Genomic DNA, 15,576 nt, shown 5'->3' on the forward strand with positions numbered 1-15,576 from the left:
CGATTAACTTCCATTGAATCTTCATTCTACTTGGTTAAGTCCTCGACTGATTAGTATTAGTCCGCTTCACGTATCACTACGCTTCCACTTCTAACCTATCTACCTGATCATCTTTCAGGAGTCTTACTTCCATATAGGAATGGGAAATCTCATCTTGAGGCGAGTTTCACACTTAGATGCTTTCAGCGTTTATCTCATCCATACATAGCTACTCAGCAATGCGCCTGGCGGCGCAACTGATACACCAGCGGTATGTCCATCCCGGTCCTCTCGTACTAGGGACAGCTCCTCTCAAATTTCCTGCGCCCGCGACGGATAGGGACCGAACTGTCTCACGACGTTCTGAACCCAGCTCGCGTACCGCTTTAATGGGCGAACAGCCCAACCCTTGGGACCAACTACAGCCCCAGGATGCGATGAGCCGACATCGAGGTGCCAAACCTCCCCGTCGATGTGAACTCTTGGGGGAGATAAGCCTGTTATCCCCAGGGTAGCTTTTATCCGTTGAGCGATGGCCCTTCCATTTGGTACCACCGGATCACTAAGTCCGACTTTCGTCCCTGCTCGACCTGTATGTCTCGCAGTCAAGCTTGCTTTTGCCTTTACACTTTTGGAATGATTTCCAACCATTCTAAGCAAACCTTTGAGCGCCTCCGTTACTATTTAGGAGGCGACCGCCCCAGTCAAACTGCCAACCAGACACTGTCTCCGCGCACGATCAGTGCGCAGGGTTAGAGTGTTCACATAACAAGGGTAGTATCCCACTGACGCCTCCACCGAGACTAGCGTCCCGGCTTCTATGGCTCCTACCTATCCTGTACAAGTTATGTAAACACCCAATATCAAGCTACAGTAAAGCTCCATGGGGTCTTTCCGTCCTGTCGCGGGTAACCTGCTTCTTCACAGGTATCTTAATTTCACCGAGTCTATCGTTGAGACAGTACTCAAATCGTTACGCCTTTCGTGCGGGTCGGAACTTACCCGACAAGGAATTTCGCTACCTTAGGACCGTTATAGTTACGGCCGCCGTTTACTGGGGCTTCATTTCGGTGCTTTGCCGAAGCTAACACTTCCACTTAACCTTCCAGCACCGGGCAGGCGTCAGCCCATATACTTCATCTTACGATTTTGCATAAACCTGTGTTTTTGATAAACAGTCGTTTGAGTCTTTTCACTGCGGCTGGCCGTGAGGCCAGCACCCCTTCTTCCGAAGTTACGGGGTCATTTTGCCGAGTTCCTTAACGATAGTTCTCTCGCTCACCTGAGGATACTCTCCTCGACTACCTGTGTCGGTTTGCGGTACGGGTAATTAATTACTAACTAGAAGCTTTTCTCGGCAGTGTGACGTCAGATCCTTCTCTACTTAAATTTCGATCCTCATCATCGCTTGTCAACTCGCTTAAAAGCATTTAACTCTTAAACTGACTTACGATTTGAACACACCTTTCCATTCGTGTGCTAATCTTAGCCTACTGCGTCCCTCCATCGTTCAAACATAATTAACTAGTACAGGAATCTCAACCTGTTATCCATCGCCTACGCTTCTCAGCCTCGGCTTAGGTCCCGACTAACCCTGGGTGGACGAGCCTTCCCCAGGAAACCTTAGTCATTCGGTGGATCAGATTCTCACTGATCTTTCGCTACTCATACCGGCATTCTCACTTCTAAGCGCTCCAGCAGTCCTTACGGTCTACCTTCATTGCCCTTAGAACGCTCTCCTATCACGCAACGTAGTTGCGTCCGCAGTCTCGGTAATATGCTTAGCCCCGGTAAATTTTCGGCGCAGAATCACTCGACTAGTGAGCTATTACGCACTCTTTAAATGGTGGCTGCTTCTGAGCCAACATTCTAGTTGTCTATGCAACTCCACTTCCTTTTCCACTTAGCATATATTTAGGGACCTTAACTGGCGGTCTGGGCTGTTCCCCTTTCGACGATGGATCTTATCACTCATCGTCTGACTCCCGGACATAAATCAATGGTATTCGGAGTTTATCTGAACTCAGTAATCCTAGATGGACCCCTTGCTCAAACAGTGGCTCTACCTCCATGATTCTAATTCCGAGGCTAGCCCTAAAGCTATTTCGGAGAGAACCAGCTATCTCCAAGTTCGTTTGGAATTTCACCGCTACCCACACCTCATCCCAGCACTTTTCAACGTACACGGGTTCGGACCTCCGGTGCGTATTACCGCACTTTCATCCTGGACATGGGTAGATCACCTGGTTTCGGGTCTACGGCAACATACTATGGCGCCCTATTAAGACTCGCTTTCGCTACGGCTCCGCTTTTTCGGCTTAACCTTGCATGCAACTGTAACTCGCCGGTTCATTCTACAAGAGGCACGCCATCACCCATTAACGGGCTCTGACTGCTTGTAGGCACATGGTTTCAGGAACTATTTCACTCCCCTTCCGGGGTGCTTTTCACCTTTCCCTCACGGTACTGGTTCACTATCGGTCACTAGGGAGTATTTAGCCTTGGGAGATGGTCCTCCCAGATTCCGACGACGTTTCACGTGTGTCGCCGTACTCAGGATCCTGAACTGAGGGTATTTGATTTCATTTACGAGACTATCACTCTCTTTGGTGTAGTTTCCCAACTACTTCAACTATCAAATACTTTTGTAACTCAAATGTTCAGTCCTACAACCCCGAACCACAAGGGTTCGGTTTGGGCTATTCCCCGTTCGCTCGCCGCTACTTAGGGAATCGAAATTTCTTTATATTCCTGTGGGTACTTAGATGTTTCAGTTCCCCACGTCTGCCTCTGCATAGCTATGTATTCACTATGCAGTGACCAGTCATAACACTGGTCGAGTTTCCTCATTCGGAAATCTCCGGATCAAAGCTTACGTACAGCTCCCCGAAGCTTATCGCAGTTAGTTGCGTCCTTCATCGGCTCCTAGTACCAAGGCATTCACCATGCGCCCTTATTAACTTAACCTATAATCCGACGGATTATAAATTATTTGAGTTTTAGCGATTAAAACTAATTAAAAAACTCAAAAATAACACAATGGTTATTTCTCGGTTCAATTATATAAAAATATAATTATTACAGAAAATAATATTATCTAGTTTTCAAAGAACAAAAATGACACTAACGTGTCAATGGAGAATAGCGGGATCGAACCGCTGACCCCCTGCTTGCAAAGCAGGTGCTCTCCCAGCTGAGCTAATTCCCCATATAAGAGTAGATACTCTCAAAACTGAGCAAGATTTTGATTAATGTAAGGTTCCGAATTATTCCTTAGAAAGGAGGTGATCCAGCCGCAGGTTCTCCTACGGCTACCTTGTTACGACTTCACCCTAATCATCTGTCCCACCTTAGGCGGCGGACTCCTAAAAGGTTATCCAACCGACTTTGGGTGTTACAAACTCTCATGGTGTGACGGGCGGTGTGTACAAGACCCGGGAACGTATTCACCGTGGCATGCTGATCCACGATTACTAGCGATTCCAACTTCATGCAGTCGAGTTGCAGACTGCAATCCGAACTGAGAACGACTTTAAGAGATTAGCTTGACCTCGCGGTTTCGCAACTCGTTGTATCGTCCATTGTAGCACGTGTGTAGCCCAGGACATAAGGGGCATGATGATTTGACGTCGTCCCCACCTTCCTCCGGTTTATCACCGGCAGTCTCTCTAGAGTGCCCAACTTAATGCTGGCAACTAAAGACAAGGGTTGCGCTCGTTGCGGGACTTAACCCAACATCTCACGACACGAGCTGACGACAACCATGCACCACCTGTCATTCTGTCCCCGAAGGGAACCTCTAATCTCTTAGAGTGGCAGAAGATGTCAAGTCCTGGTAAGGTTCTTCGCGTAGCATCGAATTAAACCACATGCTCCACCGCTTGTGCGGGTCCCCGTCAATTCCTTTGAGTTTCAACCTTGCGGTCGTACTCCCCAGGCGGAATGCTTAATGCGTTAGCTGCGGCACTGAAAGGCGGAAACCTTCCAACACCTAGCATTCATCGTTTACGGCATGGACTACCAGGGTATCTAATCCTGTTTGCTACCCATGCTTTCGAGCCTCAGCGTCAGTTACAGACCAGATAGCCGCCTTCGCCACTGGTGTTCCTTCATATATCTACGCATTTCACCGCTACACATGAAGTTCCACTATCCTTTTCTGCACTCAAGTTTATCAGTTTCCGATGCACTTCTCCGGTTAAGCCGAAGGCTTTCACATCAGACTTAATAAACCGCCTGCGCTCCCTTTACGCCCAATAAATCCGGACAACGTTTGCCACCTACGTATTACCGCGGCTGCTGGCACGTAGTTAGCCGTGACTTTCTGGTTAGATACCGTCACACTGTGAGCAGTTACTCTCACAGCCGTTCTTCTCTAACAACAGAGTTTTACGAGCCGAAACCCTTCTTCACTCACGCGGCGTTGCTCCATCAGACTTTCGTCCATTGTGGAAGATTCCCTACTGCTGCCTCCCGTAGGAGTATGGGCCGTGTCTCAGTCCCATTGTGGCAGATTACCCTCTCAGGTCTGCTACGTATCATTGCCTTGGTGAGCTATTATCTCACCAACTAGCTAATACGCCGCGGGTCCATCCAAAAGCACTAGCACCAAGGCCAGCTTTCAAACAAGAACCATGTGGTTCTTGTTGTTATACGGTATTAGCATCTGTTTCCAGGTGTTATCCCCTTCTTCTGGGCAGGTTACCCACGTGTTACTCACCAGTTCGCCACTCAGTCGGATCCAAAATCAGTTTGGTGCAAGCACCAAACTTCAAATGGGCGACTTCGTTCGACTTGCATGTATTAGGCACGCCGCCAACGTTCGTCCTGAGCCAGGATCAAACTCTCATTTTAGAAATGAGAACTTTACTAGCTCTTATTTATTTGTTTTTGCAAATTGACATTGCATTTGTTTAATTTCTAAACCAAGTTTAAAAATCATCCTTACACTTTATTGTAATCAAAATCTTGTTCAGTTTTCAAAGATCTACTCAAGCACCATTTTCAGTGCATATAATATATTACTCGGAAAGAAATTATTTGTCAACAAAATAATCTAAAATTTTTATAAATGATTATTTAAATCACGTATCTTTACCGAACGCTTACTATGATATAACGAAAAGCAACCCATGTCAACAAAAATGGTCAAAAAAGGTCAACTTTTTTAATGATTAAATTAAAGAACCAAATTAACTATTATTTAAATCATATTTTTCATAAAAAAGGATCTCAATTCCGTTAGAATTTGCCTAACGGAATTGAGATCCTTTTTAAAGGTAATGAACCTTCGTATAAAAATTATTTAAGATTCATTTTCAAAGCTACTTTTTGTGAAAGTTGAGCCATTGACTTAGCCTTCATTTTAGCTTGAAATTCAGTCATAAATTGCTTAGTTAATTTTTGTTTTTGTGCAGCTGTCATCTTAGGATTTTCTTGCACTGCAGCCATCAACTTACCTTGCACATATTCAGACCCTTTAGCCTTAATAGCCGCCATTGCTTCCGGCGTTTGCATTGCCTTGGATTCTGCTTGCATCTTGGCTCCAAACACTTTAGCTTGAGCTGGAGTCATTACTAAAATTTCAGGCTTAACACTAAAGGTTTTGGTTTGTTTAATTAATTGGTGTTTTTGTGCAAATCCAAACATAGCCTTATAAAAACTATTCTTGTAAACCCAATATTTTTTGGTAGTTACAAGTTCATTTTTCGTTGCATTTTCTTTAATTACATTTTTTGTATCCATTGCTGGTTTAGCAACAGTAGGTTTCTTTTGATTAGCTTTTTTGTTATAAATCACAGCTTGTTCAGTTCCATCAGTTCCAACTGGTTGCTTCAAAATCATCATTTGCTTAATTGGAGCAATTTCGGTTTTAGTAACCGTGGTTTGCTTTTCCATTCCAAAGTGGTATTTGAAATTTCCCATCATGGCAAGAACTGACAAAATTGCTAAAAAAGCAAACAAGATTCCCAATACATTTGAAATTTTTTGGTTAGCAATTAAATTCCAACAAAGAAAGAACGCTAGTACGGAAATGGTTAATAAGACAAAAATCATTATTTAGTATCCCCCTTACCTAATTCAATGGTATTAACTCGGCCTTTTTTCAACATAAATCCGGCCAAGAATGCAATTGCACTAATTCCAAATGCAATCGCAAATGCTGCCGAATAACCCTTTAATGTAGCATTAATTGCTAAGTTTCCATAGTGAATTGGATTAAGTTTCATTAAATGCTTAGCAGGCATGTTATCGGTCGTTACATTAGTAAGAATTGATACCATAATAGCAGTAGCAATTGACCCACAGATTTGACGAACCGTATTATTAACGGCCGTTCCGTGACTCATCATGGTAACTGGTAAAGCATTCATTGCTGAAGTTGTAACTGGCATCATTGCCATGGCTACCCCAAACATCCGCACAACATAAAGCATCGTAATGTAGTGAACTGGTGTGGTCTTGGTTAAGAACATGAATGGGAAAGTACCTAAAGAAAGTAAGAATAATCCACCAATAGCTAATTTCTTAGCTCCGTATTTATCAAAAATTTTACCAGTAAAGGGACTCATAATTCCCATCATAATTGCACCCGGTAAAAGCGTTAAACCAGAGTCAAAAGCAGTCATTCCACGCACAATTTGTAGATAAAGTGGAATAATCATTTCTACCCCAATCATGGCCATAAAAACAATTGATGCAATCATGGTCCCAATACTAAATTCAGCAGACTTAAACACATTAAGGTTCAAGAAAGGATCTTTCATGGTTAATTGACGACAGACGAAAAGCCCAACAAAAATAGCACCAATAATTAAGGAAATAATTACCGTTTGACTACCCCATCCGTCACTACCAACCGATGAGAATCCATATAAAGCACTCCCAAAACCAATGGTAGAAAGTATTAATGAAATTACATCTAATTTTGATTTTTCCGTTTTAAGGACTGGCTTAATGTAAAATAGCCCTAATATTAACACAACTGCTGCAATTGGAATTAACATTCCAAATAAATCACGCCATTGATAGTTATCAATAATCCAACCAGAAAGAGTTGGTCCAATGGCAGGAGCAAGTCCAATTACCATTCCAGCCATTCCCATGGCAGCTCCCCGCTTATCAGCAGGAAAAATGGTCAACATAACCGTTTGAAGTAATGGCATAATTACCCCAACACCAACAGCTTGGACCAATCTACCAGCAAATAAAACACCAAAAGATGGTGCAATATAGGCCATAATGGTACCAATTTCAAAAATTAACATGGCTCCTAAATAAAGCCATTTAGTATTAAATCTTGTACTCAACCATGCACTAACCGGAATTAAGATACCATTTACCATCATAAATCCAGTCGTTAACCACTGAACTGTCGAGGTACTGATATCAAAAGCATCCATTAGTGTGGGAAAAGCAGTCGCTAAAATCGTTTGATTTAAAATCGCCACAAAGGCTCCGACTAATAACAAAAGGACAAACATCGTACGATTGTATGGTTTTCCCTTTGCATCAACAGCTTGATTATTGTTCATGTAAAAATTCCCCCATTTGTATTTATAAACGTAACTCTTATAATACGAGCATTTCTAAGATTGTCAAGTAATCTAACAACTATTTTTTAGACAATAAAAAAGCTTGTACTTTAATAGAGTACAAGCTTTTTATTAATTATCTATTTTCGTCTAATTTAGTTTTACTTACGATGTTTAAGTTTTCGTCGATATCGTAAACAATTGGATCACCAGTTGCAATTTCAACATCCATGATATCTTCATCAGAAATACCTTCGATGTACTTAGTTAAAGCACGTAATGAATTACCATGAGCAGCTACAATCACATTTTTGTGATCTAACAACTTAGGTGCAATTTCATCTTGCCAGAATGGAATTACTCGTTCCAAAGTGGTCTTAAGGTTTTCACCAGCAGGAATTGCGCGTGGATCTAAATCGGCATAACGGCGATCTTTAGTTGCTGAACCTTCATCATCGGCACTCAATAAAGGAGGTAAAACATCATATGAACGACGCCAAATATGAACTTGATCCGGACCATACTTTTCAGCTGCACGTTCTTTGTTATGTCCTTGTAATGCACCATAATGACGTTCATTTAAACGCCATGACTTCATTTCTGGAATCCATAATTGGTTACTTTCACCTAAAGCGTAATGCAACGTATTAATGGCCCGTTTCAAAACTGAAGTGTAAGCTTGATCAAATTCAAGACCAGCATCAGCAATTAACTTCCCAGCATGTTTTGCTTGCTTAACTCCTTCTTCACTTAGATCGACATCAACCCAACCAGTAAATTTGTTTGCTAAGTTCCATTCACTTTGACCGTGACGAATTAAACATAATTTAGCCATTGTTTATACCTCTTTCGAATTAAAATCTATATTTAGTATCCGTCTCCATAATACATCATTTTACATATTTTTTTAACAATTTTCTCATGAACCCAGGATTTTTTTCACGATCATGATTAACTTGATCAACCTTTTGGACTCCAAAAACATCTAAGAAAAAAGTGAAAATTGGAACCGAAACAATCAAACCCCAAGTTCCCAAAAAGTGCTCTCCAATTAACAAAACTACAAACGTATAAAAAATCGGAAGTTCTGTGCGAGCTGACATAAATTTGGGATTCAAAATATAAGCCTCAATCGCATGTACAACCAAAATAATAATCACAATGTAAATAATATATCTCAACCCACCAACTGCATAACCAGCAATTGAGAGGGGAATCATTGAGACAATTACGCCTGCAACTGGGATTAAACTCAAAAAGAAAATCATAATTGAAAACAACACTAATTCAGGCATCCCCATAAAAGCTAAACAAGTCGTTGTAATTACCGTATTACAAATTGCAATAAAAAATTGAGCTTCTAGTACAACTCCAAAAGTTTTAACAAAGATGTTCCCAAAATATTTTAAATCTTGAAAGAACCATCCAAATGTACTATCTAAAAACTTCTCTGAAAAGCGTTTTGTTTGATCTAACTCTAAAGTAAAGAAGAAACTCAATAGCAAAGACATAAAAAGTGCCAATCCAATCGTTCCGATGCTCGTAACGTATGTCCAAATTAATCCCAAGCTATCTTGAATTTGGTTTGGAATGTTAACAGTATGCATGACTTTAATAACAACTTCACGAATTTGAGGATTACTAATGCGTCTGGGATGTTGATAAAAACCAGCTAATTGTTTGGTATACTTAGCGGTTTGATCTGCAATTGTAGGCAAATAGTTAATGGCAGCATACGCAATCAATCCGACTAATAACGCATAAATTATAATTACCAAAATTGGAATTGGAATTTTAATTCGCTTTCGAATAGCAACCACTAGCTTAGTTACCAGCAAAGTGAAAATAAAGGTCAACAAAACGGTCGTCATCATATCACGACAAAAATACACCACCGAAATAATCAGTAGTAGAACACAAATTCTCCTCAAACGTACATTATTAATAAAATTATTCCAATGCGTTTGCATCTGTTTTCTCCTATCGACGATTAATTAAAACGATTTGCGTATTCTTGTGGGTTAGTGTAAACATTATAAGGATCCGCATTTGTGCTAACAGGACCATTTTCAATCTTAGTATTATCAGTGTCTGAAGTATTAGAACTAGCTCCACTATTTACAAATCGATTTGCATATTCCTGTGGATTAGTATAAACATTGAATTTACTCAAATCAGGATTAGTCGTATCTGCTGCTTGATTAGTCGTAACTCTAGAACCTTGACTAGAAGTAGTTAATGGGGTCTGCTTTGGAACGTTCATTGCTTTGTCATTAGACTTTTTCAAGTCCTTTGCTTTCGCTAAAACATCTTCATAATATGATTGATTAATCTTATCATCTTGTATAATCTGAGCTAAAGTATCATTTGAAAGTTGATAAGTCTTATCATTATGTTGTTCCACTGCCATTTTATAGATTTCATTAAAGTGATTAATATCCTCAGTTATACCATTCACTAATCTAATTTTTTGTTTAGCTTGGTTCGCTAAGTCAGTTGAACCATTTTCATCATTAGCCGCCATTTTAAATGAAGCTTTCGCTGTTGCAAAATCATTTGAGCTTAGTTCGTTTTCTCCATCCATGAATTTTTCCACTTGACTAACTGAACCATTTGCTTTTTTAGAATCTGGTTTAGCAGTTAATGCCACTTTAAAATCCTTTTTAGCTTGATGATAGTCTTTATTTTTTAGTGCTTCATTTCCATGATTAAAATTAGTCCGATAAGTATTTTCTTTAGTAGCATGATCAACATACATCCAGCCACCCAGCAAAACTGTTACCACTAAGGCAATCATTCCAACAAGCCATTTTTTCATTAAAGCATTCCTCCGTACAAAATTAAAAATTACTTTTAGAATTCATTATAGCATACCAAAATACAATTAAGATTCATCTGAATCGCGTAAAAAAGACTCTAGTTCAACTGGCTAGAGCCTTTATTTTTTATAAAAACATTGCAAGGACAAAAACTAAAATTAAACCAATAATTACTGCTAGTGCCATGGAACGAGTCCAAAATGCAATTATAATTACTACCACACTAGAAATTAATTCCGGTAGGTGCCCTTGTAACGTAAAATCGTAAGTTTTTGTAATAAATAAGTCTTTCACAACTAGTGAAGTAAATAAACAAATCGGTACAAACTCCATCCATTCGTTGAACCATTTGGGGATTTTCCGAGTTCTAAAGATATAAAGGGGAATAAATCTAGGTAATAAGGCTACAAAAAAACAAAGTATTACTAACAGAAAGTGTTGCCATCCGTTCCATTCCATTTTTTATTCCTCCCCTAGTTTTCTTTAGGTGAACCAGCTGGATTTTTAAACATCTTAATCCAACGACTCTTATGGCGAGTTTTCATCCAACGACGTCTAAGATAGTTATCAATTAGAAATCCAATAAAAGATGCTACTAAAGTTGAACATACTAATCCCAACGTTGACTTAGTCATAGTTAAGAAGAAAATTGCTAATACAGCAGCTAATACAGCAATGAAAATCTTCAAAAAAGTCTTAACTTGCATTACAATCATAAATAAGAATAAGGCAGTTAAAGCAAAATGCACCACCGTTAAATCAATATGAATTGCCGTTCCCACTAGACTCCCAACCACATTACTAATCGTCCAAAAAACCAGTGACCAATGTTCGATTTGAAGTGCATCATCTGTCGTAAATTTTTTGTCTGTTGAAAACTTCAAATAGTTAATGGCATAATTTTCGTCATTCATTGAAGCAGCAAAGAAGAACGTAAATAAGGTACTCTGCCCATGTAAATACTTCGATAGACTAGATCCTAGTAAAGCGTAACGCAACTCTAAGAAAAATAACATTAATACCACTGTAAATAATGGTGAGTTAATCGTTAGCATTGAGGCAATTAAGAACTGAGCTCCTCCAGAAAAAACTAAAATTGAGAGTAATAAAGTATTAAAAAAGTTAAACCCTGCTGCATGCAGTAAAATACCACTAGCTAATCCAATTGGAATATAACTAATATCTAGTGGAAATGAAATCTGAAAGTTACGGCGCCATGCCGGAACTTCTGGATTCGGTACCATCTTTGTCAATTGAAACCCTCCAAGTAGTGACTTCATTTTTAATTATAATTTATAGCCAATACTTTAATTATATTGTATGTAGTCCAAATAAAAAACCACTAAATCAATATTTATTAATAAATATCAAATTCATTGATTTTAAAGTAAAAGAGCTAATCATCAGATTAGCTCTTTTGTTTAGTTTGTTTTCCTTTAATTGGCAAGGTAAACACAAAAGATGTCAACTTATCATTCGAAGTGACATGAATCGTTCCACCTTGATTTTGAATGATTTCTTTTACAATTGCTAATCCCAATCCGCTGCCACCCGTATTGGTATTACGTGAACTTTCTTCTCGATAAAAACGTTCAAAAATATGATTAGTAACGGTTGCTGGAATTTTTTTCCCATCATTAGCTACAGTAAATTGAATTTGATCCCCCTTGGCCTTAGCACTTAAAATAATCTTTTTAGCACCTTCACCATAAGCAATTGCATTGGTAATCAAATTATTAAAAATACGCCCAACTAATTCGGCGTTTGATGACATAATAAGATCTTTTTTCAACGGTTTCACATTGATTTTAATTCCTTTTTTATCAGCTTCCAAGGCAAAGGAAGTTTCCAATTGCGTTAGAAGTTGATTAACATCAATTGGATTCATTTCCAGTTGACGCTGTTTTAAATTATTAGCCTTCGTGTATTCAAATAATTGATCAACTAATAGTTTCATTTGCTGAGCTTTTTCGTAAGCAATCTTACAATATTTTAAAAGATCTGCCTCCGACTGGTATTGATGATCTTCAATCAACCCTAAATAACCAATAATTGAAGTTAGTGGGGTCCGTAAATCATGACTAACACTAGTAACCAAGTCATCTTTTGACTTTTCAATGCGCCGCTCATCATCCATTGATTTAATCACGTTATCAACTAAAAAGTTAACACTAGCTACCACTCGTTCATTATCACCCGTAAGTTGAAAGGGAATCTTATGCTCAAAATGACCATCCGAAATGTAGTGAAGTTCATCAATAATCCGACTAATTTCAATTCGTTTATAAATTCTAACTAATCTCCACCACACAATTAATCCGTCAAAAACTAACATAATTATCCAAAACAGACTTTCCCAACTAAATAGCTGTTGTTGGAATGGTCCAAAAGTTACAGATTGTTTAATGATAAAAATTCCATCAGTAACCCCTTGATTATTTCGGATAAAATTAATCAAAATATTTCCAATGGCAAAATTAACTAGGAGTAATAGCCCCATCGTTAAAACTCCCTCAATCCAAAGCTCTTGACGCTCACTTCTTTTAAGCTTAAAACTTGAATTCGATTTCACAACTAACCTTCGACCTTATAACCGACACCCCAAACCGTTTTAATGATGTCTTTTCCGTCAGTAGCTTCTTCAATTTTATCTCGTAAATGACTCATATGTACCATTACTGTTTTAGCCGAAATTACACTTTCTTGCTTCCAAACTCGTTCAAAAATTTCATCAGCTGAGAAAACGCGATTAGGATGACTGGCTAATAAATATAAGATTCCAAACTCAATGGCAGTTAATTGAATTTTAGTTCCATTTTCAGTTGTTACTTCATGTGAATCTTTGTTAATTTTAAGTCCTTCGATATCAATCACATCTGGTTCATCTTTAGTTACGTTATTTTGACTTCTACGAAGCAATGAATGAACTCTAGCCATCATTTCTAAGGGGTTAAATGGTTTGGTAACATAATCATCGGCCCCAGAACTTAATCCTTGAATTTTATCCATATCTTCTGTTTTAGCCGAAAGGACAATGATTGGAATTTGAGAATCTTTTCGAATTTCATTAATTACTTCAATTCCACTCATTCCTGGCATCATAATATCTAAAATTACTAAGCCAATATCACTATTGGTGTGTAACATAGAAAGTGCTTCCTCTCCATTATAAGCAGCAAGGGGTGTGTACCCTTCATTTTTAATGTAAATCTCTAATAATTGAGCAATTTCGTGATCATCATCGACAACTAGTATTTTCATAATTTGTTTAAATCCTTTCTAAATCTGACTTTTAATTAATTCTAACTAAAAGATTTCTCAAAAGAAAGCAATTGACGCGATTATAAGAAAAACTTAGCAATTAAAAAAGCCTTTTCCCAAAGAAAAAGACTTTAACCTTTAGCGGCGACCAGCAAACAATCCGCTTGTAATTGTATATTTAGTCCGCATATATAAGACTGCAACTACAGCTAAAGCTCCAATCACTACGTCAACAATTGGTGAAACTACGGGATTTAATCCAGCTGGAAGCAAGTTAGTTCCATAAAAGACTGCCATCCAAATCATGAATAAACCAACCATCATAATTGAACGAATCAACCCATTATATTTATGCTTTACTCCTGGTGCAAACAATTGAGTAATCACTGGCATGCCAATTCCAGCCACCACTGAAGAAAGGATAATACTTGTAATCCCAGCTACTCCGCCTTGTTTGGCTTGTGCTGGTGAAATCCAAAACATGGCCGCATACATAAAACTAAATAAAATTAAAAACCACAACACGTTATAAGTTGCATCAATGATGTAACGTCGTTTAGTCATTGGACCTGCAGGCTTGCGGGGTGGATTAACCGTTTTAGCGACTTGTTCAGTAACCGTTCCGTATAATCCTTTAGCAGTTACTCCTCTTTTTTGGGCATCAATTAGTTCTTTAGTCATTGTCTCAACTGTCTCAGCTTGTTTTTCAGTTGGAACTGATGTCTGTGCTAGAGCATCCTTAAATCGCACTAAATATTCAATGTTTCGTTTAGTTAAACCTAATTGGTCGAATTCTTCATAAGTAGCTTTTTTTCCGTTCGTATGATGTTGTTGGACGGACGCATTTCGTTGGTTCTTTTCTAAATCGCTCATGATTCCTCCTATACGTTGAATCGGAAGTTTACAATGTCTCCATCCTGCATGACATATTCTTTTCCTTCAACTCGTAATTTTCCAGCCTCTTTAACCGCTTGTTCACTGCCTAATCGATCAAGATCAGTAAAAGATGTTACTTCAGCACGAATAAACCCACGTTCAAAATCAGAATGAATAATTCCTGCAGCTTGAGGTGCTTTAGTTCCCTTTAAATAAGTCCAAGCTTTCGTTTCTTTTCCACCAGCCGTAAAGAAGGTTTCCAAATTCAATAATTTATATGCAGCTCGAATTAATTTATCTAGACCTGGTTCTTCAACCCCAGCAGCATCTAAAAATTCTTGCTTATCATCATCATCTAGTTCAGCAATTTCTTCTTCACTTTCAGCAGCAATTCCAATTGCCTGAGCCCCATGTGCATTAGCGTATTGTTTAACTGCTTGAAAAAGGTCATCTGCTTCTGGATTACCCATTGAAGCTTCACTAATATTAGCAACATAAAGAACTGGCTTAGAAGTTAATAAAAAGAATCCTTTAACAACTTTTTGTTCTTCCTCATCTAACTCAACATCACGAACTGAACCACCGGATTCTAAAACAGGTTTAATTTTTTCAATAACAGCTAATTGTTCTTTAGCTTCGTCATCGTTTCCTTTAGCCGCACGCTCCACCTTGGCTAAGCGTTTATTTACCGCTTCTAAATCAGAAAGACTAAGCTCTAAGTTAATCGTTTCAATATCAGCTACAGGATCAACTTTATTAGAAACATGGGTAATATTATCATCTTCAAAAGCCCGAACAACATGGACAATCGCATCAACCTGGCGAATATTTTCCAAGAATTTATTCCCTAACCCTTCACCTTTACTGGCACCCTTTACAATTCCAGCAATATCGGTAAATTCAAAGGTTGTTGGAACAACTTTTTTGGCAGGAATCAATTCTTGAATTCGATCTAAACGTTTATCAGGAACCTCTACCATCCCCACATTAGGATCAATTGTGGCAAATGGATAGTTTGCCATCTCTGCTCCAGCTTTTGTAATTGCATTAAATAAAGTTGACTTCCCAACGTTTGGTAAACCAACAATTCCAGCAGTTAATGCCAT

At 38.7% G+C, this 15,576-nt stretch carries 11 protein-coding genes, 1 tRNA gene and 2 rRNA genes; all 14 read right to left on the reverse strand.

The features are described 5' to 3' along the window. Positions 1 to 30: 30 nt before the first annotated feature. Positions 31 to 2,946 (reverse strand): 23S ribosomal RNA (locus tag AC0GLY_RS05475). Between the two features lie 168 nt (positions 2,947 to 3,114). Then, positions 3,115 to 3,187 (reverse strand) — tRNA-Ala (locus tag AC0GLY_RS05480). 69 nt (positions 3,188 to 3,256) lie between these two features. Beyond that, a 16S ribosomal RNA gene (locus tag AC0GLY_RS05485) occupies positions 3,257 to 4,833 on the reverse strand. The 16S and 23S rRNA genes sit together here with 1 tRNA gene alongside, the layout of an rRNA operon. Positions 4,834 to 5,280: 447 nt before the next feature. Then, entirely contained in the window at positions 5,281 to 6,036 is a 756-nt protein-coding gene (locus AC0GLY_RS05490) for a DUF4811 domain-containing protein (protein ID WP_496611172.1), read from the reverse strand. Beyond that, positions 6,036 to 7,514 carry an MDR family MFS transporter gene (locus tag AC0GLY_RS05495; RefSeq protein WP_496611173.1) on the reverse strand — a complete coding sequence of 493 codons (1,479 nt, stop codon included), beginning with the start codon at positions 7,512 to 7,514 and terminating at the stop codon, positions 6,036 to 6,038. The genes AC0GLY_RS05490 and AC0GLY_RS05495 overlap by 1 nt, the downstream gene beginning before the upstream one ends. Positions 7,515 to 7,650: 136 nt before the next feature. After that, complete coding sequence (locus tag AC0GLY_RS05500; RefSeq protein WP_395317782.1) at positions 7,651 to 8,349, reverse strand: 2,3-diphosphoglycerate-dependent phosphoglycerate mutase; 699 nt, start codon at positions 8,347 to 8,349, stop codon at positions 7,651 to 7,653. Between the two features lie 55 nt (positions 8,350 to 8,404). Further along, positions 8,405 to 9,484, reverse strand: a complete 1,080-nt coding sequence (locus AC0GLY_RS05505; RefSeq protein ID WP_496611174.1) for an AI-2E family transporter — start codon at positions 9,482 to 9,484, stop codon at positions 8,405 to 8,407. A gap of 20 nt (positions 9,485 to 9,504) precedes the next feature. Next, positions 9,505 to 10,332: a hypothetical protein gene (locus tag AC0GLY_RS05510; protein ID WP_496611175.1), complete on the reverse strand. Its 828-nt coding sequence runs from the start codon at positions 10,330 to 10,332 to the stop codon at positions 9,505 to 9,507. A 127-nt stretch (positions 10,333 to 10,459) separates the two neighbouring features. Continuing rightward, positions 10,460 to 10,792 (reverse strand): AzlD domain-containing protein, encoded by a 333-nt coding sequence (locus tag AC0GLY_RS05515; RefSeq protein WP_496611176.1) that lies wholly within the window; start codon positions 10,790 to 10,792, stop codon positions 10,460 to 10,462. Positions 10,793 to 10,806: 14 nt separating this feature from the next. Then, positions 10,807 to 11,577: an AzlC family ABC transporter permease gene (locus AC0GLY_RS05520; RefSeq protein ID WP_496612258.1), complete on the reverse strand. Its 771-nt coding sequence runs from the start codon at positions 11,575 to 11,577 to the stop codon at positions 10,807 to 10,809. A 164-nt stretch (positions 11,578 to 11,741) separates the two neighbouring features. After that, positions 11,742 to 12,833: a sensor histidine kinase gene (locus AC0GLY_RS05525; protein ID WP_496611177.1), complete on the reverse strand. Its 1,092-nt coding sequence runs from the start codon at positions 12,831 to 12,833 to the stop codon at positions 11,742 to 11,744. Between the two features lie 74 nt (positions 12,834 to 12,907). Beyond that, positions 12,908 to 13,594, reverse strand: coding sequence for a response regulator transcription factor (locus AC0GLY_RS05530; protein WP_496611178.1), 687 nt, complete (start codon positions 13,592 to 13,594; stop codon positions 12,908 to 12,910). 138 nt (positions 13,595 to 13,732) lie between these two features. Further along, positions 13,733 to 14,467, reverse strand: a complete 735-nt coding sequence (locus tag AC0GLY_RS05535) for a DUF1129 domain-containing protein (protein ID WP_496611179.1) — start codon at positions 14,465 to 14,467, stop codon at positions 13,733 to 13,735. An 8-nt stretch (positions 14,468 to 14,475) separates the two neighbouring features. Then, entirely contained in the window at positions 14,476 to 15,576 is a 1,101-nt protein-coding gene (gene ychF / locus AC0GLY_RS05540; protein WP_496611180.1) for a redox-regulated ATPase YchF, read from the reverse strand.

The sequence above is a fragment of the Fructilactobacillus sp. YLN 2507 genome (genome assembly GCF_059614085.1).